The 24078-nt window shown below is 73.5% G+C and carries 19 protein-coding genes and 2 tRNA genes; 17 read left to right on the plus strand and 4 right to left on the minus strand.

Going from position 1 to position 24078, the window contains the following annotated elements:
• Positions 1-209 precede the first annotated feature (209 nt).
• Positions 210-416: a lipopolysaccharide assembly protein LapA domain-containing protein gene (locus tag DCS98_RS22980; protein ID WP_164704509.1), complete on the plus strand. Its 207-nt coding sequence runs from the start codon at positions 210-212 to the stop codon at positions 414-416.
• A 634-nt stretch (positions 417-1050) separates the two neighbouring features.
• On the opposite strand, the gene DCS98_RS10950 is transcribed toward DCS98_RS22980, so the two are convergent.
• Together DCS98_RS10950 and DCS98_RS10955 are read right to left on the minus strand one after the other, a co-directional pair.
• Positions 1051-1124: transfer RNA gene (locus DCS98_RS10950), tRNA-Gly, on the minus strand.
• 33 nt (positions 1125-1157) lie between these two features.
• The gene (locus DCS98_RS10955; RefSeq protein ID WP_116451386.1) at positions 1158-4508 is read right to left on the minus strand and encodes an ATP-binding protein; all 3351 of its coding nucleotides are present in this window, start codon (positions 4506-4508) and stop codon (positions 1158-1160) included.
• Between the two features lie 171 nt (positions 4509-4679).
• On the opposite strand from DCS98_RS10955, the gene DCS98_RS10960 reads away from it, so the two are divergent.
• The 7 genes from DCS98_RS10960 to clpX all read left to right on the plus strand — a co-directional run bounded on the left by DCS98_RS10960 (position 4680) and on the right by clpX (position 12303).
• Positions 4680-5990 carry a glycosyltransferase gene (locus tag DCS98_RS10960; RefSeq protein WP_116451387.1) on the plus strand — a complete coding sequence of 437 codons (1311 nt, stop codon included), beginning with the start codon at positions 4680-4682 and terminating at the stop codon, positions 5988-5990.
• 57 nt (positions 5991-6047) lie between these two features.
• Entirely contained in the window at positions 6048-7499 is a 1452-nt protein-coding gene (locus tag DCS98_RS10965) for an amidase (RefSeq protein ID WP_206340195.1), read from the plus strand.
• A gap of 13 nt (positions 7500-7512) precedes the next feature.
• Positions 7513-7586, plus strand: a tRNA-Pro gene (locus DCS98_RS10970).
• A gap of 129 nt (positions 7587-7715) precedes the next feature.
• Positions 7716-9167 (plus strand): trigger factor, encoded by a 1452-nt coding sequence (gene tig, locus DCS98_RS10975; RefSeq protein WP_116451389.1) that lies wholly within the window; start codon positions 7716-7718, stop codon positions 9165-9167.
• 246 nt (positions 9168-9413) lie between these two features.
• Positions 9414-10052 (plus strand): ATP-dependent Clp protease proteolytic subunit, encoded by a 639-nt coding sequence (locus DCS98_RS10980; RefSeq protein WP_420837353.1) that lies wholly within the window; start codon positions 9414-9416, stop codon positions 10050-10052.
• A 22-nt stretch (positions 10053-10074) separates the two neighbouring features.
• Positions 10075-10704, plus strand: a complete 630-nt coding sequence (locus tag DCS98_RS10985) for an ATP-dependent Clp protease proteolytic subunit (RefSeq protein WP_116451390.1) — start codon at positions 10075-10077, stop codon at positions 10702-10704.
• A gap of 324 nt (positions 10705-11028) precedes the next feature.
• A complete protein-coding gene (gene clpX, locus DCS98_RS10990; protein ID WP_116451391.1) occupies positions 11029-12303 on the plus strand; it encodes an ATP-dependent Clp protease ATP-binding subunit ClpX in 1275 nt (424 codons plus the stop codon).
• A 121-nt stretch (positions 12304-12424) separates the two neighbouring features.
• On the opposite strand, the gene DCS98_RS10995 is transcribed toward clpX, so the two are convergent.
• The gene (locus tag DCS98_RS10995) at positions 12425-13342 is read right to left on the minus strand and encodes a DUF559 domain-containing protein (RefSeq protein ID WP_164704510.1); all 918 of its coding nucleotides are present in this window, start codon (positions 13340-13342) and stop codon (positions 12425-12427) included.
• Between the two features lie 265 nt (positions 13343-13607).
• On the opposite strand from DCS98_RS10995, the gene DCS98_RS11000 reads away from it, so the two are divergent.
• Entirely contained in the window at positions 13608-14249 is a 642-nt protein-coding gene (locus DCS98_RS11000) for a hypothetical protein (RefSeq protein ID WP_116451393.1), read from the plus strand.
• Between the two features lie 36 nt (positions 14250-14285).
• Here DCS98_RS11000 and valS read toward each other — a convergent pair whose 3' ends face one another.
• Positions 14286-16880: a valine--tRNA ligase gene (gene valS / locus DCS98_RS11005; RefSeq protein ID WP_116451550.1), complete on the minus strand. Its 2595-nt coding sequence runs from the start codon at positions 16878-16880 to the stop codon at positions 14286-14288.
• A 40-nt stretch (positions 16881-16920) separates the two neighbouring features.
• Here valS and DCS98_RS11010 point away from each other — a divergent pair, with 40 nt between their 5' ends.
• The 8 genes from DCS98_RS11010 to DCS98_RS11040 all read left to right on the plus strand — a co-directional run bounded on the left by DCS98_RS11010 (position 16921) and on the right by DCS98_RS11040 (position 24030).
• The gene (locus DCS98_RS11010) at positions 16921-17388 is read left to right on the plus strand and encodes a YccF domain-containing protein (RefSeq protein WP_116451394.1); all 468 of its coding nucleotides are present in this window, start codon (positions 16921-16923) and stop codon (positions 17386-17388) included.
• 32 nt (positions 17389-17420) lie between these two features.
• A complete protein-coding gene (locus DCS98_RS11015; RefSeq protein ID WP_241037577.1) occupies positions 17421-18773 on the plus strand; it encodes a bifunctional folylpolyglutamate synthase/dihydrofolate synthase in 1353 nt (450 codons plus the stop codon).
• Positions 18770-19177, plus strand: coding sequence for a DUF4233 domain-containing protein (locus DCS98_RS11020; protein WP_116451395.1), 408 nt, complete (start codon positions 18770-18772; stop codon positions 19175-19177). Before DCS98_RS11015 ends, DCS98_RS11020 begins: the two co-directional genes overlap by 4 nt.
• A gap of 11 nt (positions 19178-19188) precedes the next feature.
• Positions 19189-19599 carry a nucleoside-diphosphate kinase gene (gene ndk / locus DCS98_RS11025; protein WP_116451396.1) on the plus strand — a complete coding sequence of 137 codons (411 nt, stop codon included), beginning with the start codon at positions 19189-19191 and terminating at the stop codon, positions 19597-19599.
• 145 nt (positions 19600-19744) lie between these two features.
• Complete coding sequence (locus DCS98_RS22985) at positions 19745-20398, plus strand: hypothetical protein (protein WP_164704511.1); 654 nt, start codon at positions 19745-19747, stop codon at positions 20396-20398.
• 47 nt (positions 20399-20445) lie between these two features.
• Complete coding sequence (locus tag DCS98_RS22990; RefSeq protein ID WP_164704512.1) at positions 20446-21441, plus strand: signal peptidase I; 996 nt, start codon at positions 20446-20448, stop codon at positions 21439-21441.
• Positions 21347-22360, plus strand: a complete 1014-nt coding sequence (locus tag DCS98_RS11035) for a hypothetical protein (protein WP_116451397.1) — start codon at positions 21347-21349, stop codon at positions 22358-22360. Before DCS98_RS22990 ends, DCS98_RS11035 begins: the two co-directional genes overlap by 95 nt.
• The gene (locus DCS98_RS11040; protein WP_116451398.1) at positions 22357-24030 is read left to right on the plus strand and encodes a GGDEF domain-containing protein; all 1674 of its coding nucleotides are present in this window, start codon (positions 22357-22359) and stop codon (positions 24028-24030) included. Before DCS98_RS11035 ends, DCS98_RS11040 begins: the two co-directional genes overlap by 4 nt.
• The last annotated feature ends 48 nt before the right edge of the window (positions 24031-24078 follow it).

Consider the following 24078-nt stretch of genomic DNA (forward strand, 5'->3'; position numbering starts at 1 on the left):
GCGTAGGGTCGAACTCGACGCCAGTTCGGCGCCCAGCCCCTCCGCTGGCGGAGGGAGATCGGCGGTCCCTGATGGGACCCCTCCCGGCACCTCCGCGCACCGGCCCTCCGCCCGAGCCCGTTCACCCAGCGACACCCCTTTCCCCGCCGCCCCGCGCAGTCGAGCCCGCGCGTCGGTCACGCCACATCTGGCTCGGGCTCGTCCCGGGGATGGGCGCGCTGGTGATCATGCTCGTGTTCATCTTCCAGAACCTGCGGGAGACCACGGTCACCTTCCTGGGCTTCTCCGGCGGCGCGCCGCTCGGTCTCGCACTGGTGGCCGCCGCGCTCCTGGGCGGCATCGTCGTGTTCGCCCTCGGTTCCGTGCGGATCGTCCAGCTGCGCAAGCTCGCCCGCGCCCGGGGGCGACAGCCGTGACCATCATCCGCATCATGCGGCGGCCGCCGACCGAGAAGACGCCACCAGAGCCGCCCGACGGCCGTCGGCGGCCGGTGTGGGCGCGCGGCCGGACGGCACCGGAACGACGGAAGACCGTCGCGGAAACGCGCTGGGAATCCGAGGGCGGTGCCCAGCGGCGGTGACGGCGACCGCCGTACCTCGGCCCCGCCGACCCGCGCTCCCGGCCTGATCGTGACCTGGGCGATGTCGAGGTGAGTGTCGGTGAGGGCAATCGGCTTCCGCTGCACGTCGGCCCCGCGGCGCCCGATCCGCTCCAGCGCCGGCATCCGACATCCGGCACAGCGCGCCACTCCGGCACCACCCACGCACTTGTTGGTTCAAGGAGCACACCTCGATCCCTTCGCCCGAGTACACGAGCACCGGCGCCCAGAGAGTGGACCTGCAATACCCAGCATCGACGAACCGGCCGCCGCTGCCGGCCGCTGCGGCAGGATCCACCTGCCCACCGGCCGCATCTGTCGTACACGGGCGCGTCACACCGGCGGCTGTGACTTCGTGCGTCTCTCATGAGCCGGGCACGGCCGTGCCCCGTGGGGGCGGCGCGAAAGCCGCGCTGAGCTGCGCAGACGGGGTATCCGAGGTGGCCAGTGCTTGGAGCGGGTGACCGGGATCGAACCGGCATGGCCAGCTTGGAAGGCTGGGGCTCTACCATTGAGCTACACCCGCGAGGTGCCCGGACAGCCTAACGGCCCGGCGCCGTCACCCGTCCGCCAGCCGCCGGGCGTCGCGTGCGATCCCCGTCATGCCGATGTCCTCGGCCACCCGCAGCGCTTCCGCCACCTCGTCCGCGGCACCCGCGTCCCCGCGCTCGGCCAGCAGCTGGGCCAGGGCCAGGTGCGCCCGCGCCCCGGACGGCCGGAGCCCCAGCCGGTCGCTGGTCGCGGCCGCCGCCCGCAGGTGCTCCTCCGCGGATTCGACGCGTCCGGCGGCCACCTCCGCCCGCCCCAGGTACAGCGCCACCGGGCCCATCGCACCGATCCCGCCCTGCAGCGCCAGGTGGCTCGCGTACGGCAGCAGCCGGTCGGCGATCGCGGCGGCGACGTCGGGGGAGGGAAGCACGCCGCCGTCGGCGAGCTCGGCCGCGATCAGCGCCTGCCAGCAGGTCAGGGACAGCCAGTCCCACTGCATGGGCCACGGCCGGAACGCGTCGTGCTCCGCCATCGCCGCCGCGGCGGCCTCCGGCTGCCCGGCCTGCAGCAGCGCCAGCGCCACCAGGAACTGCTCCGCGCCCGCGCCCGCCGACGACTCCGGCGGCAGACCCTGCACCCGCTCGGCCAGGCAGCCCTGGTCGATCCAGACGAACGCGCGCATCACCAGGTGCGTCCACGTCTGCGTGTATAGCTGCGTCCGCTGGGTCAGGTCGGCGGCGCGGTCCACCAGCTCCATCGCGACCTCGTAGCTGCCGACCAGCGTCGCCCGCGCCGCCTGCATGCTCACGCACTGCGCCTGCAGCAGCGGCAGCTCGTGGCGGCGGGCGACGTCCCACGCCTCGGCCAGGTCCGCGTCGCCACCCGCCAGGTCGCCCAGCGCCAGCCGCGCGGTCGAGCGCCGCGACAGCGCCAGCACCGCGACGTCCGCCCGGCCGGGTCCGATCGCCAGCCCGAGCAGCTCGGTGGCGTCCTCGATCTGCGCCGTCTCGTCACCCGGCAGCCATGCCGCGGACAGCCGCGCCACGAGAGCCGTGACCAGCAGGTCGTCGCGGCCGGAGCGCCGGGCCAGCGCGAGAGCCGCCGCCGACTCCCGGCGGCTGCGCGTCCGGTCCGGGCCGTAGTGGCAGACGGTCGCCAGCGCCGCCTGGCTGCGGACCTGTGCAGGGACGTCGCCACCGGCCGCCGCCAGCACCGCCTCGAGCCGCTGCACCAGGTCCTCCGGGTAGCTGCCGTAGGAGACCGGGAACCAGAGGCCGGCCAGCCGGCAGAACTGCTCGGCGGCGGCCGCGGCGGTCGCCGCATCCCCGCGGCCCAGGGCGGCGTCGATCGCTGCCGACAGCAGCCCGGTCGCCGAGTCCCACGAACCCGCCCGGGCCAGGGTCGCGCCGGCCCGCAGCAGCAGCTCCTGCCGCAGGTCGGGGGCGTCGACGGCCGGGTCGTCGTCGAGGGTGGTCAGCGCCCGCTCCCACCACCGGGCGGCGTTCTCGTGCGCGTGGTCGCGCGCCGCGCGCTCCGCGGCCCGGGCGCACGCGGCGACCGTCGTCCGGGTGTCGGTGAACGGCCGGCCGGCGACCAGGTGGTGCGCCCGCTCGAACGGGTCCCCGCCGTCGGTCAGCGCGGCCGCCAGCCGGGCGTGCAACCGGCTGCGCCGCACCTCCGGCGTCTCGACCAGCAACGACTCCCGCACCAGGGCGTGCGCGAACGCCAGCCCGCCCCCGCTCGACGGGCGTACCAGGTGCGCGGCCTCTGCAGCGTCGAGGGCGTCGGTCAGGACGTCGTCGTCGGTCCCGGCCCGCAACAGCAGGGGGACGTCGAAGCGCTGCCCGGCCACCGCCGCCAGCCGGAGCACGTCGCGTGACGCCGTCGGCAGGCGGTCGAGCCGGCGGACGACGACGTCCCGAACGCTCGGCGGCAGCCGCCCCGGCGGCCCGTCGGACACGACGCGCGCCAGCTCGGTGGCGAAGAACGGGTTGCCACCGGACCGGTCGTGCAGGTCGGCCAGCACCCCGGCGTCGAGCCGCCCGTCGGCCACCCGCTCGACGAGCCGCCCGGTCGACCCGGGGTCCAGCGGACCCAGGGCCACGAGCTCGAACCCGGCGGTCCGGGCCAGCGTGGCCCGCACCTGGGCGACGTCCCCGGAGTCCGGGCGGCAGGTCACCAGGACGGCGATCGGCCCGTGCCGCAGCTCCACGGCGAGGAACGACAGCAGGCGCAGCGACGCCGGGTCGGCCCAGTGCAGGTCGTCGACGACGAGCACCACCGAGGCGTCCGCCGATTCCTCGACGACAGCCCGCAGCACCCGCTCGAACGCGGCGAACGCCCCGCCCTCGGGTGCGGAGAGGGTGGCCTCGGCGTCCCGCGACAGCGCGCCCAGGATCTGCCGCCACGGCCACAGGGCGGGGGAGTCGTCGTCCTCGTGGCAGCGGCCCCACGCCACTTTCGCCCCGGACGCACCCGCCGCCGCGGTCACCTCCGCCACCAGCCGGGTCTTGCCGATGCCCGGCTCGCCGTCGACGAGCGCGAACCGTGGGCCCGACCGCGGCAGCCCGTCGACCAGCCCGGTCAGCAGTGCGAACTCGCGACCGCGGCCGATGAGCTCGGGGCGCGGGAGGGGAGGCGTCGAGGGCCGGGACGGGGGGAGCGGGTCCTCACCGGCCCGCACCGCCCGGGCCTGCGCCGCCCGCAGCCCCGGCCCGGGAGCCACGCCCAGCTCGTCGTCGAACAGCCGATGCGCGTCGGAGTACCGGGCCAGCGCGTCGGCGGTGCGGCCGGCGGCTGACAGGGCGTCGACCAGGAGCACCCACGGCCGCTCGCGCAGCGGGTGCCGCCGCACCAGATCCTCGGCCTCCGGCACGACGTCCTCGGGCCTGCCCAGCGCCAGCAGCGCCGCGAGCAGGTCCTCCTGGCAGGTCAGCCGGAGCTCGTCGAGCCGGTGCCGCGCGTGGACGGCGAAGTCGCGGTCCCCGGCGTCCTCGAGCGGCACCGGCCCGCGCCAGAGCGCCAGCGCACGCTCCGCCGTCGCCACCGCCTCGGCCGCCCGGCCCCCGGCGACCAGGTCCCGCGCCTCCGCGGCCAGGGCGACGAACCGGTCGGCGTCCACGGAACCTTCCGGGGGGACGACGAGGCGGTAGCCGGCCGGCGTGCGCACCAGGACGCCGCCCGTCCGGTCCGGGTCGAGCACCCGCCGCAACCGCGAGACGTAGGTGTGCACCGAGCCCTCGGGGTCGGCCGGGGGAGCGTCGCCCCACAGCTCGGCCACGATGCGGTCGAGGGACACCGCGCGGTCCCGCTCCGTCAGCAGCAGGCCCAGCAGCACCCGCTGGAGCGGGCTGCCCAGGTCGAGAACAGGCGAACCGGCGTCCGGCCGGGCCTCGACGGCGCCCAGCAGGCCGAAGAGCACCGGACCACCTCCGTCCCGCCGCGCCTCTGACCTGCGCGTTCAGCCGCCATCAAGCGGCCGCTCGGTCGGCGCCGGGTCAGCGTCGCGAATCGTCCAGGAGCCGTCAACCGCCTGCGCGCACGGTGACCGCAGCGCCTCCACCCGGGAGGCCACCACACCGAGGAGCACGCCATGACCCGCGTCCTGTTCACCAGCATGCCGATGGCCGGCCACCTGCGTCCCGGCCTGCCGATCGCCGCCCAGCTCATCGCCGGCGGGCACGAGGTCGCCTGGTACACCGGCGCCAACTACGCGCACCTGCCCCAGAAGGTCGGGGCACGCGTCTTCCTGATGAGCCCGGAGCTGGACTTCGACGACACCGCCGTCGACGACAAGATCGAGGGCGGCGCCCGCAAGCCCGGGCTCGCCACCCTCAAGCGGGCGATCATGGACCTCTTCATCGCCCCGATCCCCGCATGGGTCGCCGAGCTCGACGAGGTCATCGACGCCTTCGCCCCGGACGTCGTCGTCTCCGAGCAGGGCTTCACCGCCGGGGCGATCGCCGCCGAGCGCCGCGGCATCCCGCGGGTGGTCTTCAACGTCTCGCCGCTGGGCCTCTCGAGCGTCGACGCGGCGCCCTTCGGCATGGGGCTGCCGCCCTCGTCGTCCGCCCTGGGCCGGCTGCGCAACCGCTCGCTGAACTGGGCGATCCGCAGCGTCGTCTTCGCCGAGGCGCAGCGCGCGGCGGAGCAGGTGCGGGCGCGCCTGGGCCTGCCGCCGCTGGACTCGTACTTCATGGACTGGGGTGTCCAGATCGCCGACCGCTACCTGGTCCCGAGCGTGCCGCAGTTCGAGTACCCGCGCCGCGACCTGCCGGCCAAAGTCGAGTTCGTCGGGCCGCTCCTGCCCAAGGGCGTCGACGAGTGGACGCCGCCGGAGTGGTGGGGCGACGTCCTGGACGCGAAGGCGGCGGGGCGGCCCGTCGTCCTGGTCACCCAGGGCACCATCGCGACCGAGCCGCGCAATCTCGTCCTGCCGGCGATCGAGGGCCTCGCGGACGCCGACGCCCTGGTGATCGCCACGACCGTCGGGCACGACCCGGACCAGGTGCTGCCCGCCGACGACCGGCCGGCCAACCTGCGGCTGGTCGAGTACATCCCCTTCACCGAGGTCCTCCCGTTCGTCGACGTCATGGTCACGAACGGCGGCTACGGCGGGGTCCAGCTGGCGCTGGCCAGCGGCGTCCCGCTGGTGGTCGCGGGGTTGACCGAGGACAAGATGGAGGTCTCCGCCCGGGTCATCTGGTCGGGCACGGGCATCGCGCTGAAGACCGACACCCCGACGGCGGCCCAGCTCCGCGACGGCGTCGGCCGCGTGCTCGCCGTCCCCGCCTACCGGGAGCGGGCCCGCGCGCTCCAGCAGGCCTACGCCGGCCACGACGGTCCCGCGCGCGCCGCGGAGGCGGTCCTGGAGGTGGCCGCCTCCCGGCAGCCCGTCGGCTGAGGTCCGCGCACCGCGGCCGCCGTCCCCCCGGGGCCGGCGGCCGCTAGCGTGCCCGACGTGACCGACAGCACGTGGCTGGACGCCACCGCCCAGGCAGAGCTCGTGCGTACCGGGCAGGCGAGCCCGGCCGAGCTGGTCGAGGCGGCGATCGCCCGCATCCGGGCGGTCGACCCGCAGCTGAACGCCGTCGTCCGGGACCGCTTCGAGGCGGCGCGCGCGGAGGCCGCGGACGAGCTTCCGGACGGTCCGTTCCGCGGTGTCCCGATGCTGCTCAAGGACATGGGCTGCCACCTCGCCGGCGAGGCCACCCACTACGGGACGTCGTTCCTCCGGGACGCCGGGTGGGTCTGGCCGACCGAGAGCTACCTGGCGCGCCACTTCCGCAGCGCCGGCTTCGTGCCGGTCGGGCGCACCAACGTGCCGGAGTTCGGCACCACCATCACCACTGAGCCGGACGCCAACGGACCGGCGCGCAACCCGTGGGACGTCGGCCGGTCGACGGGCGGCTCCAGCGGCGGCTCGGCCGCGGCGGTGGCCGCCGGACTGGTGCCGGTCGCCCACGCCAGCGACGGCGGCGGGTCCATCCGCATCCCGGCCAGCGAGTGCGGGCTGGTCGGGCTCAAGCCCACCCGCGCCCGCGTGAGCCAGGGCCCCGACGTCGGGGAGAGCTGGGCGGGCGCCACGATCGACGGCGTCGTCACCCGCTCGGTGCGCGACACCGCCGCCGTCCTGGACCTGATCGGCCGGCCGATGCCGGGGGACCCCTACGTGGCACCCCCGTTCGCCCGGCCGCTGGTCGACGAGGTCGGCGCCCCGCTGGGTCGGCTGCGCGTCGGGGTGCTCGACGTCGGCCCGGGCGAGCGCTACCTGGACCACCCGCAGTGCCGCGCCGCGGTGGAGCGAGCCGGCGCGCTGCTGGAGGAGCTGGGCTGCGCCGTCGAGCCGGGCTCGCCGGACGCGATGTTCGACAGGCAGTTCGGGCGGTTCTTCGCCGCCACGATCGCCGGTGACACCGCCCTGACCGTCGCGGCCTTCGAGCGCGCGCTCGGCCGTCCGGTCCGCGACGACGAGCTGGAACCCCGCAACGCTGCGTACCGGGCGGCGGGGAAGCGGATGACCGCCGAGGACTACCTGGGTGCCCGTCACGTGCTCGGCCGGTGGACCCGCCGCATGGCGGCCTGGTGGGCATCGCCCGAGGACGGCGGGAAGGGCTTCGACCTGCTGGTCACGCCGACGGTGGGTGCGCCGCCGCCCGAGCTCGGCTGGTTCACGGCGGGCGGTCCCGAGGAGGAGGGGCGCCGGATCAACAGCTTCATGCCCTACACCTCCCAGTTCAACGTCACCGGCCAGCCGGCCGTCAGCCTCCCGCTCCACCGGACCGACGAGGGCCTGCCGGTCGGCGTCCAGCTCGTCGCGGCGTACGGCAGGGAGGACGTCCTCGTCCGGGTCGCGGCCGCGCTGGAGGAGGCTGCGCCCTGGGCGGACCGGCGTCCGGCGGTGTCCGCCTAGACTCGGGCGGCCACGGGGTGTGGCGCAGCTTGGTAGCGCACCCGCTTTGGGAGCGGGGGGCCGTGGGTTCAAATCCCGCCACCCCGACGTCACGGCGCGCTGTGAGCTCACATCCCGCCACCCCGACCCGGCCCACGCGTCTCTAGACTCGTGGGCGATTCCGCGCCGTCCGTCCCGTCGGCGCCCGTCTGTCTGCAATCGAGGAGCACTGCCGCTGTGAAGAGCACCATCGAGGAACTCGGCCCCACGCGGGTCCGGATGGCGATCGAGGTGCCGTGGGGCGACCTGGACCACGCCTTCGGTGAGGTCTACAAGGAGCTCGGCAAGCAGGTCCGCGTACCCGGCTTCCGCCCCGGCAAGGTGCCCAACCGCGTGCTCGACCAGCGCATCGGGCGCCCCGTCGTGCTGGAGCAGGTCGTCCAGCACGCCATCCCGGAGGTCTACTCCGAGGTCGTCCGCGAGAACCAGGTCCGCGTGCTGGGTCAGCCCGACATCGAGGTGACCCGCCTCGACGACAACGACACCCTCGCCTTCACCGCCGAGGTCGACGTCGCGCCGCAGCTCGAGCTGCCGGCCCTGGACGCCATCGCCGTGACCGTCGACGACGTCGAGGTCACCGACGAGGAGATCGACCAGCAGGTCGACGTCATGCGCGAGCGCTTCGGCATGCTCACCGGCGTCGACCGCCCGGCCGAGGACGGCGACTTCGTCTCCATCGACCTCGAGGCGAAGCTCGACGGCGAGGTGCTCGAGGACGGCTCGACCACCGGCATGTCCTACGAGGTCGGCTCCGGCAACCTCATGGCCGGTCTCGACGACGCCGTCCGCGGGCTGTCCGCCGACGAGTCGAAGACCTTCAGCACCGCGCTGCTGTCCGGCCCGAACGCCGGTCAGGACGCCGAGGTCACCGTCACCGTCCGCTCGGTGAAGACCAAGGACCTGCCCGAGCTGGACGACGACTTCGCCCAGACCGCCAGCGAGTTCGACACCCTTGCCGAGCTGCGCGAGGACGTGCGCACGCGGCTGGCCCGCAGCAAGGGGCTGAGCCAGGGCGCCCAGGCTCGCGACAAGATCGTCGAGCACCTCATCGAGACCGTCGAGGTGCCGATGCCGGAGAACCTGGTGGAGCGCGAGATCGAGTGGCGCAACCGGGCCTTCGAGCAGGAGCTGCAGCAGGCCGGGATGGACTGGGACAGCTTCCTGCAGATGTCCGGTGGCCAGAGCCGCGAGGAGTACGACGCCGAGCAGCGCACGAACGTCGAGCAGGCGGTCAAGACGCAGTTCATCCTCGACGCGATCGCCGACGCCCGCGAGGTCACCGTCGACAACGACGACCTGTCGGCGCAGATCATGGCGCAGGCCCAGCGCAGCCGGATGAGCCCGGAGCAGTATGCGCAGCAGCTGCAGCAGGGCGGCAACATCGCCGAGTTCGTCGCCGACGTGCGCCGGACGAAGACGCTGGCCCAGCTGCTGGAGGAGGCGACCATCACCGACGCGTCGGGCAACGTCGTCGACCTCGAGGCCTTGCGCCCGCAGACCGTGCGCGCCGCAGCGCCGGCCGCCGAGGACACCGCGGACGAGGACGAGGCGAACCTGTCCGCCGAGGCCGCCGCGGTCGAGGCCATCGAGGGCGCGGTCGAGGACACCGAGGACGTGTCCAAGGCCTGAGGAACACCCCCGTCCCGACGCCGTCCTGCCCTCCACGGGCAGGGCGGCGTCGCGCATTCCCGGGCATTCCGCTGCGCCGTCGGCGAACACCGCCCCGACGGGGACTGCGTCGTCGGGGGACCGCGTTAGGGTCGACAGGACTCAGGCGATCGGCCGGGGGGTACCGCCCCCCGGAGTGCCGCCCCAGCCCTGCACCACTCCACCGAGACCTACTGCACAGCGAGTCCTACGGAGGTCACCGCACCCGTGAGCACCACCCACCCGAACCTCGCGAGCGCACCGATGATGCGCGGCGCCAGCGGCATGAACACCCTGGGCGACTCGGTCTACGAGCGCCTGCTGCGCGAGCGCATCATCTTCCTGGGCAGCCAGGTCGACGACGTCATCGCCAACCAGCTGGCCGCCCAGATGCTGCTGCTGTCCGCCGAGGACCCCAAGCGGGACATCCACCTGTACATCAACTCGCCCGGCGGCTCCGTCACGGCGGGCATGGCCATCTACGACACGATGCAGTTCATCGACTGCGACGTCGCCACCTACGGCATGGGCCTGGCCGCCTCGATGGGCCAGTTCCTGCTGACCGCCGGCACGAAGGGCAAGCGCTACGCCCTGCCGCACGCGCGGATCATGATGCACCAGCCCTCGGCCGGCGTCGGCGGCACCGCGTCCGACATCGCCATCCAGGCCGACCTGTTCCGCCGGACCAAGTCCGAGCTCAACCAGCTGCAGTCGCAGCACACCGGGCAGTCGGTGGAGCAGATCGAGAAGGACTCCGACCGCGACCGCTGGTTCACCGCGCAGGAGGCCCTCGAGTACGGCTTCGTCGACCACGTCGTGAGCCGCGCCGCCATGACCGACAACAGCAACCCGGTCACGGACAACTGACGGTTCGGAGGAACTGAGACCCATGAGCTTCGAGATGCCCTCCAGCCGTTACATCCTGCCCTCCTTCGTGGAGCGCACGAGCTACGGCATGAAGGAGTCCAACCCCTACAACAAGCTCTTCGAGGAGCGGATCATCTTCCTCGGGGTGCAGATCGACGACGCCTCGGCCAACGACGTGATGGCCCAGCTGATCACGCTGGAGTCCGCCGACCCCGACCGCGACATCACGATCTACATCAACTCGCCCGGTGGCTCGTTCACGTCGCTGATGGCCATCTACGACACGATGATGTTCGTCCGCCCGGACATCCAGACCGTCTGCATGGGCCAGGCCGCCTCCGCGGCTGCCGTCCTGCTCGCGGCCGGGACGCCGGGCAAGCGCCTGGCGCTGCCGTACTCCCGCGTGCTGATCCACCAGCCCTCCGGCGAGTCCGGCGGTCAGGTGTCCGACCTGGAGATCCACGCCGCCGAGATCCAGCGCGTGCGGTCGCAGATGGAGGAGATCCTGGCCCGGCACACGGGGCAGACCCTCGACCAGGTCCGCACCGACATCGAGCGCGACAAGATCCTCACGGCCAACGAGGCGAAGGCCTACGGCATCGTCGACGAGGTCGTGCAGAGCCGGAAGCTGAACGCTCTCCCGGCGGTCTGACGCCGATCGGGACGGGTCGAGGGTGCGCGTGTCGCGCCCTCGACCCGTACCGTCGACACACCTGGTCGACACGGAGGATCCGAGAGGCACGGGGCACATGCGGGACAGAAGTGGGACGGTCGCCGGAACCGGGTGAGTCATTGCCCGGAGACGTCGGCAGTCGGGGTTACGGTCTGCGGGCGCCCGATCCCTGGCCGGCAGCGCCGGGAGGAGAGCCTCACGGGTCAGCCCGCACCACGAGGCCGAGCAGGGGCGAAGCAGCCAGAATGAAGTCCGCAGGGTCGGGGACACCCACCCCCGCGACAGACAGGTGGAGGTCAGCAGGTGGCACGAATCGGTGAGAGCGGTGACCTGCTCAAGTGCTCCTTCTGCGGGAAGAGCCAGAAGCAGGTCAAGAAGCTCATCGCGGGCCCCGGGGTCTACATCTGCGACGAGTGCATCGACCTCTGCAACGAGATCATCGAGGAAGAGCTCTCGGAGTCCTCGGACCTGAAGTTCGACGAGCTGCCGAAGCCGAAGGAGATCCACGACTTCCTCGAGCAGTACGTCATCGGCCAGGACCAGGCCAAGCGCACGCTCTCGGTGGCCGTCTACAACCACTACAAGCGGATCCAGGCCGGTGGTGACCGCGCCTCCCGCGACGACTCGGTCGAGCTCGCCAAGTCCAACATCCTGCTGATGGGCCCCACGGGCTGCGGCAAGACGCACCTGGCGCAGACCCTCGCCCGGATGCTCAACGTCCCGTTCGCGATCGCCGACGCCACGGCGCTCACCGAGGCCGGCTACGTCGGCGAGGACGTCGAGAACATCCTGCTCAAGCTGATCCAGGCCGCCGACTACGACGTCAAGCGCGCCGAGACCGGGATCATCTACATCGACGAGGTCGACAAGATCGCCCGCAAGAGCGAGAACCCGTCGATCACCCGCGACGTCTCCGGTGAGGGCGTCCAGCAGGCGCTGCTCAAGATCCTCGAGGGGACGACGGCGTCGGTGCCCCCGCAGGGCGGCCGCAAGCACCCGCACCAGGAGTTCATCCAGATCGACACGACGAACGTGCTGTTCATCGTGGGTGGCGCGTTCGCCGGCCTGGAGAAGGTCATCGAGCAGCGCACCAGCAAGCAGGGCATCGGCTTCGGCGCGGAGATCCGCGGCAAGGCCGAGATCGCCGAGGCCAACGCCTTCGCCGAGGTCATGCCCGAGGACCTGCTGAAGTTCGGCATGATCCCCGAGTTCATCGGCCGCCTGCCGGTCATCACCAGCGTGCAGAAGCTCGACCGCGAGGCGCTGATCAACATCCTCACCGAGCCGAAGAACGCCCTGGTGCGCCAGTACCGCAAGCTCTTCGAGCTCGACGGCGTCGACCTGGAGTTCACCGACGACGCCCTCGAGGCGATCGCCGACCAGGCCATCCTCCGCGGCACCGGTGCCCGCGGCCTCCGCGCGATCATGGAGGAGGTGCTCCAGTCGGTGATGTACGACGTCCCCAGCCGGGACGACGTCGCCTCCGTGGTGATCACGAAGGAGGTCGTCCTGGAGCACGTGAACCCGACGATCGTCCCGCGCAAGCCCACCCGCGAGCGCCGCGAGAAGTCGGCCTAGCCCCCAGCCACCGCGACGGCCCGTCCCCACCTAGGGGCGGGCCGTTCGCCGTTCCTGGGGCGGGGCGTTGTCCCGGCAGCGGCCACTTCTGGCTCCACTCCGACCGGTGGAGGGACAACGCTCAGCTGATCCGGTCGGCGGTAAGCCGGCGCCGGCGGTAGGTGGCCAGGATCTCCGCTCGGCAGCCCTCCGGGTCGCGGGTCAGCCGGCGGTAGCTGAAGCGGAGCACCACCCACCCGAGGGCCGTCAGAGCCGCATCACGCCGGAGATCGCGCTCCCGCGCTTCCTGGCTGCCGTGGAAGGCAGCCCCGTCGAGTTCCACGGCGACCTTGACCTCCGGCCACGCGGCGTCCAGGAACACCGAGCGGTCCGACAGCCGCACCTCGTGCTGCTGACGGCACGGAGGCAGCCCGGGGATGTCGAGCACGTGCCGGACACCGAAGATCTCCAGCTCGCTCTGACATCCGCCGGCGATGAGACCGAGCAGCTCGACGAGAGCCGTGCGGCCGGCCAGTTCGGGGCGGCGGGCCAGCTCCCGGGCCAGCTCCTCGGTTCCGACCCTCCGCTCCCTCGTCGCCCGCAGGACGGCTCCGCGCGCGACGCTCGCGAAGCCCCGGCGACGGCGGTGTGCGTCGGCCCAGGTGTCGATCAGGGCTCGGGGGAGCGGGGTGGCGGGCAGTCCGCGGGCGATCACGACTCCGCTGGCGAGGCGGCTCCGGTGGACACGCAGCCACGGCGTGGTGCGGACGCGGTGGTGGGACGGCGTGAGGACGTGCAGCTGGCGCCCGCGGTCGTCGACGAGCCCGTGAACCGACAGGGCGCTGATGTGGCTGAGCGGTCCGCCCGCGTAGCTCGTGGCAGCGTTGGCTCGGACGCTCCAGTCATCGGCCCATTCCGGGAGGGTCACCCAGCCGGGATGCAACCGGACCAGCCGGCCGGTTTCGAGCCAGCGGCCGATGCTGCGAGGGCTGACTTCCCTCGCGAGCGCGGCGATGGAGGCGGTCCGGGTCGGGCCGAGGAGGGTGGCGATGTCGTGCACGGCTCCGATCCTGGAGTTCGTCAGGATCGCGTGACCCGGAGCGACGGCGAGGCTGTGGACAGCCCCGAGGCTTGTCCTCGGAGTGGACACTTCGGGCTCGCATCTGGCCGGTGATGGGACAACGCCGGCAGGACCGCGAGGGGCGGGCGCGGCGGGTGTGATTACGGCTCGGCTTCGTCCTCCGCGCCGCTCCGGTTCCCGGCCCGAGCTGCCCTAGGTTCGCCGCGACCCCGGGCGGTGTGCCCGGCCCACCGAGGAGCGCGCAGTGAGCCACCCCTACCCGCCGGCCGGCACCACCCAGCAGCTGCCGCCCCACGGTCAGCCGCCGTACCCGCCGCCCGCGCCGCAGCGGAACAACCTGGTGCCGTGGCTGATCGGCGGCCTCGTCCTCCTCGCCGCGGTCGCGAGCGTTCTCGCCTTCGTGCTGCTGCGGGCCGACGACACCGCCGACTCACCTCCCGCGCAGGAGAGCGCGCAGGTCGAGGACCAGCTCGGTGACGTCGACGGCGACGCGGTCGTCCCGCCCGAGGCGGACGAGGAGCAGGTGCCCGACGACCACGGCACCCCGTACGCCGGCGACGGCGGGCTGATCATCGGCTCGGTCGACCGCGGTGCGGCCTTCCTGGACGACGTCGTCCTCGGCGACTTCCCGACCGCGATCGGCCACGGCGGCAGCGACTTCCAGTCCTACTACGCCGGCGACGCCGACCTGCTGTCCGCCGAGATCGCCGAGGCGGCCGGCGGCACGCTGCCGGTGAACTACACGATCGACGCGGTCAGCTTCGACCCCGGCACGGCCTCCGACGTCCTCGACGTGACGCTCGAGCTGCCCGACGGCAGCTACGACGGCATGGTCGTGCTGGTCGGCCAGGAAGGCGGCACGGCGGTCGTCATCGGCTTCCAGTGACCGGAGGTGGGGCCGCCCCTCGGCGGCCCCACCCGGTCAGTCCTCGGCCGGCGGGGCGAGGACGACGGCGACGGTGAGCGGGCCCGTCCCGGCCACCACCGACAGCGTCGCGATGCGGCCGGCGTCGATCAGGTCGGTCCGGGCCGCCTCGACGTGTGCCACCTGGTCCTCGGCGGCGATGACCGTCGCGGTCTCGACGTCGGCGCGCATCGACACCTTGGCGTCCGACTTCGCCTTGCGGACCCCCGCCAGCGCCTCGGCGGCCGCGGTCACCACCGCGGGGTTGCCGCCGGCCGGGAGCTCGGAGGCGACCGGCCACGGCGCGCGGTGCACCGAGCCCGCCCGCCACCACGACCAGACCTCCTCGGTCACGAACGGCAGCACGGGCGCGAACAGCCGCAGCTGCACGGCCAGCGCCAGCGCGAGCGCTGCCTGCGCGGACTCGGCGTCCGCCCCGGTCCGGTAGGCGCGGGACTTCACCAGCTCCACGTAGTCGTCGCAGAACGACCAGAAGAACGTCTCGGCGACCTCGAGGGCCCGCGTGTAGTTGAACGCCTCCATCGCGGCCGTCGCCTCGTCCACCACCCCGGCCAGCGCGGTCAGCAGGCCCTGGTCGATCGGCTCGGTGACCCGGTCCGCCGCGGACGCCAGGTCGACGTCACCGGCGCCCAGCCCCAGGACGAACTTGCCGACGTTGAGGATCTTCATGGCCAGCCGGCGGCCGACCTTCATCTGCGCCTCGTCGAACGGGGAGTCCGCACCCGGCCGCGCTCCGGCAGCCCGCCAGCGGACCGCGTCGGTGCCGTAGCGCTCGAGGACGTCGATCGGCGTGGTCGCGTTGCCCTTCGACTTCGACATCTTCTTGCGGTCGGGGTCGACCACGAAGCCCGAGATCGTGGCGTGCGACCAGGGCACGGTCCCGTGCTCGAAGTGCGCGCGGACGACGGTGGAGAACAGCCAGGTCCGGATGATGTCGTGCGCCTGCGGCCGCTGGTCCATCGGGAAGACCTTCGCGAACAGCTCCGGGTCGGTGTCCCAGCCCGAGGCGACCTGCGGCGACAGCGACGAGGTCGCCCACGTGTCCATGACGTCGGGGTCGGCCATGAAACCGCCCGGCTTGCCCCGCTGCGACTCGGTGAAGCCCTCGGGGACGTCGGAGGACGGGTCGACCGGCAGCGCCGACTCGGGCGCGAGGATCGGGTCGTCGTGGATCGGCTCACCCGACTCGTCGAGCCGGTACCAGACCGGGAACGGCACGCCGAAGAACCGCTGCCGGCTGATCAGCCAGTCGCCGTTGAGGCCCTCGACCCAGTTGTCGTAGCGGTGGCGCATGTGCTCGGGCACCCACTGGATCTCGCGGCCGCGGGCGACGAGCGCGTCGCGCAGGTCGGCGTCCCGGCCGCCGTTGCGGATGTACCACTGCCGCGTGGTGACGATCTCGAGCGGGCGCTCGCCCTTCTCGAAGAACTTCACCGGGTGGGTGATCGGCTTCGGCTCGCCGTCGAGGTGGCCGGCCTCCTTCAGCAGCTCCACGATCCGCTGCTGCGCGCTGAACACCGTCTTGCCGGCCAGCTCGTCGTAGGGGCGGGCGGGCACACCGGGCGGCGGGTCGGCCAGCAGGCGGCCGTCCCAGCCGATGATCGCCCGGGTCGGCAGCTGCAGCTCGCGCCACCACGTGACGTCGTTGAGGTCGCCGAACGTGCAGATCATGGCGATGCCCGAGCCCTTGTCCGGCTCGGCGAGGCGGTGCGCGACCACCGGGACCTCGACGTCGAACAGCGGCGTCCGCACCGTCTTGCCGAACAGCGGCTGGTACCGCTCGTCGTCGGGGTGGGCCACCAGGGCGACGCAGGCCGGCAGCAGCTCGGGCCGGGTGGTCTCGATGTGGACGACGCCCTCGCGGCTGGAGAACCCGATCCGGTGGTAGGCGCCGGGGCGCTCCCGGTCCTCGAGCTCGGCCTGGGCGACCGCGGTGCGGAAGGTGACGTCCCAGAGAGTCGGGGCCTCCTGCGCATAGGCCTCCCCACGGGCCAGGTTGTGCAGGAACATCCGCTGGGCGGTCGCGCGGGAGGACTCCGAGATCGTCCGGTAGACGTTCGACCAGTCCACCGACAGGCCCACGCGGCGCCAGAGCTTCTCGAACTCCGCCTCGTCCTCCTCCGTCAGCCGCATGCACAGCTCGACGAAGTTGCGGCGGGAGATCGGCAGCTGGTCCTTCGCCGGCTTCTCCGGCGGCTCGAACGACGGGTCGTAGGGCAGCGACGGGTCGCACCGGACGCCGAAGTAGTTCTGCACCCGGCGCTCGGTCGGCAGGCCGTTGTCGTCCCAGCCCATCGGGTAGAAGACGTGCCGGCCGCGCATCCGCTGGTAGCGGGCGACGAAGTCGGTGTGCGTGTAGCTGAACACGTGCCCGACGTGCAGCGAGCCGCTCGCCGTCGGCGGGGGCGTGTCGATCGACCAGATCCGCTCGCGCGGACCGGCGAGCGCCGACGCGCGGTCGAAGGCGTAGGTGTCCTCGGCCGCCCACCGGGCGACCCACTTCTCCTCGAGCCCGTCGATCGAGGGCTTCTCGGGTACGCCGACAGCGGTCCCCGGGGACGTCGGGTCCGGGCGGGAGATGTCGGCAACCATGCCCCGCATCCTAGGAACCGGTCGCAACGAGGTTCCGGCCATGCCCAGGGAACACGGCGGCGGTGTCGTCCGTGAGGGGGACGTGGATTCGCTGCGCCTGCTGCTCAACCTCGTCTGGCTGGTGTTCCAGGGGTGGCTGCTCGCCCTGGCCTACCTGCTCGCCGGTGTGCTCGCCTGCCTCCTCGTCGTCACGATCCCCTTCGGCATCGCCTCCTTCCGCCTGGCCGGCTTCGTCCTGTGGCCCTTCGGGCGCACCACGGTGCGCGCCCCCGGAGCGGGGGTCGCCTCGGCCGTCGGCAACCTGCTGTGGTTCCTGGTCGCGGGGTGGTGGCTGGCGGTGATCCACGTCGTCGCGGGCATCGGCTTCTGCCTCACGGTCATCGGCATCCCGTTCGGCGTCGCCTCGTTCAAGCTGGCCGCCGTCGGGCTCTTCCCGCTCGGGAAGCGGGTCGTCGAGACCGAGCCGCCGCGGGACTGGATGCACGCCGGCAGCGCGGTCGCCCGGTAGGGAGGCGGCGCGCCCCTGGCATCCTGGGAGACGTGAACAGCAGCACCGGTGACATGGCCCGGGTCGAGAAGGAGCTGCTGGCCCGCTGGCCGGAGAACCGGCTCGAGCCGTCCCTGACCCGCATCACCGCCCTCGTCGACCTCCTCGGCTCGCCGCACCGCGCGATGCCCGTGATCCAGGTGGCCGGCACCAACGGCAAGACGTCGACGGCGCGGATGATCGACGAGCTGCTGCGCGGGTTCGGCCTGCGCGTCGGCCGGTTCACCAGCCCGCACCTGCAGGAGATCCGCGAGCGGATCGTGCTCGACGGCGAGCCGGTGAGCGCCGAGCGGTTCGTCGAGACCTACGACGACATCGCCCCCTACGTGCAGATGGTCGACGCCGCCGGCGAGCACCCGATGAGCTTCTTCGAGGTCACCGTCGGCATGGCCTACGCGCTGTTCGCCGACGCCCCGGTCGACGTCGCCGTCATCGAGGTCGGCATGGGCGGCAGCTGGGACGCCACCAACGTGGCCGACGCGCGCGTCGCCGTCGTCACCCCGGTCGACCTCGACCACGCCGAGTACCTCGGGCCGGACGTCGGCACGATCGCGGGGGAGAAGGCCGGGATCATCAAGGCCGACTCGATCGCCGTGCTGGCCCACCAGCAGCCGGCGGCGCTGGACTCCCTGGTCCGCCGGGCGGTCGAGGTCGAGGCCGTCGTCGCCCGCGAGGGCACCGAGTTCGGCGTGCTGGAGCGGCGGGTCGCCGTCGGCGGGCAGCAGGTGCGCCTGCAGGGCCTCGGCGGCGAGTACGAGGAGGTCTTCCTCCCGCTGTTCGGTGCGCACCAGGCGCAGAACGCCGTCCTCGCGCTGGCCGCCGTCGAGGCGTTCCTCGGGGCGGGCGCCGCCACCGGGCCGATCGAGCAGGAGACGGTCCGGGCCGCGTTCGCGAACGTCCGCTCGCCCGGTCGGCTGGAGCGGGTGCGCACCAGCCCGACGGTCCTGGTCGACGCGGCGCACAACCCGGCCGGCATGGCCGCGACCGTCGACGCGATCACGGAGTCCTTCGACTTCACCCGGCTCGTCGGCGTGGTCAGCTGCGTGGCCGGGAAGGACGTCGCCGGGATCCTCGCCGCGCTCGAGGACGTCTGCGCGGAGCTGGTGGTCACCGAGAACAGCTCGCCGCGCGCGATGCCCGCCGACGAGCTCGGTGCGCTCGCCGTCGAGATCTTCGGGGCCGACCGGGTCAGCGTGCAGCCGCACCTCGGGGAGGCGATCACCGAGGCGATCGAGCTGGCGGAGGCCGGTCCCGACGACGCGCTGGGCGGGTCGGGCGTGCTGGTGACGGGCAGCGTCATCACCGCCGGCGAGGCTCGCACGCTCATGGCGCGGAGGGGCGCGTGACCGCCCCCGACCCGGTCCGGGCGGGCCGGGCGCTGGGCGGCGCCGGCGCGGCCATCCTGGTGCTCGAGGGCATCGCCACCCTGTTCGTCCCGCGCGGCATCGCCCAGGACGGCGACGGGCTGACCGGCGTCGAGCTGACCTACCTGGTCGTGCTCGCCGTCGTGCTGATCCTGTCGTCGGGCGTGCAGCGGCGGGAGCGGGGCGTGCTCATCGGCACGGTCCTGCAGGTGCCGCTGCTCCTCACCGGCCTGCTCAACCCCGTCATGTGGTTCGTCGCCGGGGCGTTCGTGCTCATCTGGCTCTACCTGCTGCAGATCCGGCGGGAGCTGCTGGGCACCCCCTTCGGGGCACCTCGGACCCAGGTTCCCGACGACGGCGACGGGGGAGCGGCGCCCACCCCGTAGGCTGCCGCCCCGTGACCGAACGCACTCTCGTCCTCGTCAAGCCCGACGGCGTCGCCCGTGGCCTCGTCGGTGAGGTGATCACCCGCCTGGAGCGCAAGGGCCTGCGACTGGTCGCTGCCGAACTGCGCACGCTGACCCGGGAGACCGCCGAGACCCACTACGCCGAGCACCGCGAGCGGCCCTTCTTCGGCTCGCTCGTCGAGTTCATCACCGGCGGCCCGCTGATGGCGCTGGTGGTCGAGGGTCCGCGGGCCATCGAGGCGTTCCGCGCCCTCGCCGGCGCCACCGACCCGGTGAAGGCCGCTCCGGGCACCATCCGCGGCGACTTCGCCCTCGAGGTGCAGAACAACATCGTGCACGGCTCCGACTCGCCCGAGTCCGCCGAGCGCGAGGTGACGCTCTTCTTCCCCGACCTGGGCTGAGCTCCGGTCCTCCGGCGGGTGGGTGGCGGGCGCCACTCACCCGTCCGGGGGATGTGGCTTCCCGGCCGGCTACGGGGGGTGCCGACGCCGCCCGATGGCGTGGTGTCGGCCCCACCCCAGGGGCCTCGAAGCCCGAGGGGGCGTCGTGCGCACCAGGTCTGCCGCGCTGCGCTCCCTGCTGCCCGCCGTGCCGGTGGGGCTGCTGCTGGCCGGCGCCCTCGTCTGGCAGTCCACGGCGGCGGCTTTCACCGCGACCACCGACAACGCCGGCAACACGTGGCAGGCCGGGAGCGTCGCCATCTCCGATTCCGACGGTGCTTCGGCGCTGTTCGACTCGACCAGCGACGGTGCCCTCCAGCCCGGGTCCACCGGCTCGCGGTGCATCCGGGTCGACTACACCGGCGACCTCACCGCCGACATCCGCCTGTACGTCACCACCCCGACGGCCGGCGCGGTCACGCTCGACCCGTACCTGGTCATGAGCGTGGAGCAGGGGCAGGACGTCCCGGCCGGCACGACGGTGGCCCCGGACTGCACCGCGGGCTTCACCCCCACGTCGACGCCGACCTTCCTCGTCAACACCGCCTCGGCCGATCTCGGGTCCGCGGACCAGACGAAGACCCTGGCCGCCCTCAAGACCGCCAGCCCCGACTACGCCCGCGGGCTCCCGGTGGGCAGCGCCGTGTCGGGCGGCACCTCGCTCACCTTCCGCATCACCTATTCGGTGGTCGACGACAACGACGCCCAGAGCACCCGGTCGACGGCCACCTTCACCTGGGAAGCGCGGAACGTCCCGTGACCCGGGTAGAACGCCGTTCGGCGTCGGGCCCGGGCCGGGTGCGGCAGGTGGCTCGCGTGGTTGTCGTCCTGGGCCTCGTCGTGCTGACCGGGCTCGTCCTGGCCGCGCTCGCCCCGCTCGCGGCCGGCTACTCCGCGCACGTGGTGACCAGCGGCTCGATGGCCCCCCGGGTCAACCCCGGCGACGTGGTGGTCACCCACCCCGTCACGGCCGCCGAGCTGCGCACCGGCCAGGTCCTGCTCGTCCACGACCCGGAGGTGCCCGGCGGCCTGCTGCTGCACCGGCTGGTGTCCTTCGACGAGGAGGGCCGGCTGGTCACCCGCGGCGACGCCAACCAGTCCGACGACAGCGTGCACCCCGATCCGGCCGACGTCCTCGGTCTGGCCGTGCTCCGGGTGCCGTGGGTGGGACTGCCGGCGCTCTGGCGACTGCAGGGACGGCACGGCGCTCTCGCGCTGACTGCCGGTGTCCTGGTCGCCGCTGCGGTCTTCGCCAGCAGGGCGGGCCGGCGACGTGCGGCCGGCGGCGAGCCGGGCGACGAGCCGGAGCAGTTGGGCGTCGACCCGGACGCCCCCACCGTCTGGGACATCCCGCCCGTCCCGGACCCCGATCTCGTCCGGGAAGCATCGTCCGTCCGCCGGCTCCCACCGGTCCCGGTAGCGCAGCGAGCCCCGCAACGCCCCCTCCCGCGCGCACTCCCACCCGTCCCGGCCGCCCGACCGAGGCGGCAGACGCCGCCCGCCGTCGTGGCGGCGATCCCGATCCACCCGGCGTCCAGCTCAAGCGCGGCCGTCCGGCTGTCGAAGACAGGGGCGGTGCGACCTGCCGTGCGCAGCTTCGCCAGACCGGCCGTCTCGACCACAGGAGGGGAGGGGAACAGTGCACCCGCCACCCGTCAGCCACGCCCGCCGGCCACGCCTGCGATGGGCGGTCTCCGCGGCGGTCGGGTTGCTGCTCCTGCTCCTGGCCCTCGGGTCCGTCCGGCTCGCGACCACGGCGACCGCGCCGACAGCGGGAGCTTCCGCGGTCAGCCTCGTCGATGACGCCGGCGGCGCCGCGCTGTTCTCCTCCGCCGGCCTGAGCCCCGGCCGGGTGGAGTCCGCGTGCGTCGGGCTCACGGCCGACGGCTCGGTCGACCCGGCCACGGAGGTGTCGCTGAGCGCGGACGTGACGGCCGGCGGCCTGTCCCCATACCTGCAGATGTGGGTGGAGAGGGGAACCGTGCCCTCCGGCGGCACCTGCGGCTCCTTCACCGGCGCCGTGCTCTGGAACGGGACGCTCGACTCCTTCCCGGCCACGGGCAGCCCCGGCATCGCGACCGGCTGGCGCCCGGCGGTGACCCAGCGCAGCGTGTACCGCTTCACCGTGACGGTGCTCGACGACCCCCGAGCCGCGAGCCTCAGCACCTCCGCCACCTTTCGCTGGGCGTTCACCGAGGCGGCTCCGCCGCCCCCACCTGCGCTGCCGCCCGCACCCGTGCCGCCGACGACCGTCGCCCCGCCCACGACGGAGGCGCCCCCGGCGACCGTCGTTCCCACGCCCTCCCGTACCGCGAACAGCACGGCAGCGGCGACCTCCACCTCCGGCGCGCCCGCCGACGGGACGACGGAGGTCATGCCGTCCACGTCGCCGTCCGCGCCCGCATCGTCGGCACCGGTGCCCCCCGCCGACGGCGGGAGCAAGCGCGTCGTCGAGGCGCCGCCGCTGGAGACCGGCCCCGCAGCGGCGGTGCAGGCCGCCCTCGCGGCGGCCGGTCAGGTGGCCGCCGACGTCGCCCGCACGGTCCAGGCAGTGGCCCAGGACGGGCAGTACCCGCTGGCGCTGGTCGGCGTCGTCGCCGCCTTCCTCTTCCTGCAGGGCCGGCTGGATCGCCGTGACCCGAAGCTGGCTCTCGCGCGTGTGCGCGAGGAGCTGTCCGAATACCGCGACTTCCCCGGGCCACCCCCCACGGAGACGACATGACAGCGCCCGCACAGGCGATGGAGATGGTGCCGCTGGCCGACCGGCTGCGGTGGTTGCTGGTGGTCCGGATCGGCGTCGTGGTGCTGCCACTGGTGGCCTGGTTGGTCACCGGCGACCGCGGCCAGCGGTCCCTTGCGGTGCTCGCCGTCCCGGGTGCGTTGCTCCTGCTCAGCGGGCTGCTGCTGCAGTGGCGATCGCGCAAGGGGCGCCGCTGGGCGGTCGCCGCCATGACCGTGCCGATCACGCTGGACGCCGTCTACCTGGGGTGGGCGCTGTACCTGACGGGCGGCCTCACCGGCCCCGTCGTGTACGTGATCGCGCTGCACGTGCTGGCGGTGACCCTCGTGGGTTCCTTCCGCACCGGGCTGAAGATGGCGTTCTGGCACTCCCTCGTGGTCATGAGCCTGCTCGAGGCGGTGACCACCGAGGTGGTGCCGTCCGGCGGTCCTGGCACCGAGTTCGACAAGCTCCGCTACGGCGTCTTCCTCGCGGTCGTGTGGATCATCGCCGTCACCACCGCGGTCCTGGCCGGCGTGAACGAGCGGGAGCTGCGCCGCCGGCGCTACGACGAAGCGGTGCTGCGCCGCCTGTCGGCGGCACTGCACGAGGCCGAGACCGGTGTGGAGGTGGCCGAGGCGCTCCTGGACTTCACGCTCGACGCGGGCGACGCCACGCTCGCCGCCGTCCAGTGCCGGCTGGGAGCCGGCGACGCCGAGGCGGCCACGCTGACGATCCGCAAGCGGCAGGACGAGCCGCTCGAGGTGCTGCGGGACGTGGCCGAACCCGGCTCGGGATCGCTCATCGACGTGGTGACGGCGATGGGCACCACGATGCTCGCCGCGATGCGCGCCCCGGACCCGTGGGTGGACGACGTGCTCGACGGGGCCCCCCGGGTGGTCGCGGTGCCGTTCTCCATCGAGGGCCAGGGCACCGGCGCGCTGGTCTTCCGGAACGACGCACGCGCCGGGTCCCGGATCGAGCAGCGCCGGGTGGCGGTCGTGGAGCAGGCGGTGGCGCACACTGCCACCGCCCTGGCCCGCGTCGCCCTGCTCGAGCAGCTGCAGCGCAGCGCCCTGACCGACGGCCTGACCGGGGTGGCCAACCGGCGCGCCTTCGACGTCGCGCTGACCCGGGAGATGGCGCTCGCCGGCCGCACCGATGCGGCGCTCGCCGTGATCATCCTCGACCTGGACAAGTTCAAGAGCCTCAACGACACCTACGGCCACCTCGCCGGTGACGACGTGCTCCGCGGGGTCGGCGCGGCCCTGAAGCAGTGCACCCGGCAGGGCGACCTCGTCGCCCGTTACGGCGGCGAGGAGTTCGTGCTGCTGCTGCCCGGGGCGACCGAGGAGGACGCCGTCAGCGCCGCCCGACGGGTGCGCGCCGTCCTCCGCGGTGTCGAGGGCCCGCGCACGATCACCGCCAGCCTCGGGATCGCCCACTGGCCTGCCCACGGGTCCACCGGCCCGGAGCTGCTGGCCGCCGCCGACTCGGCGCTCTACGCCGCGAAGGAGGGCGGTCGTGACCAGGCGCGCGTGGCCGGCCGAGAGGGCCCGGTCACCGGCGGCGACGGCGTGGACGGCCCCGACAGCTGGGACGACGTCCGCCCGCTCGACGTGCGGGCGGTCCCGGTCCCGCCGCCGCTGCGGTCGGCGTCCGTGATCGGCTGACCCGAGCCGCCGCTCAACCCAGGGCAGCTTTCTGCCGACATGGGAGGG

Source organism: Blastococcus litoris, assembly GCF_003075095.1.
GTDB lineage: Bacteria > Actinomycetota > Actinomycetes > Mycobacteriales > Geodermatophilaceae > Blastococcus_B > Blastococcus_B litoris.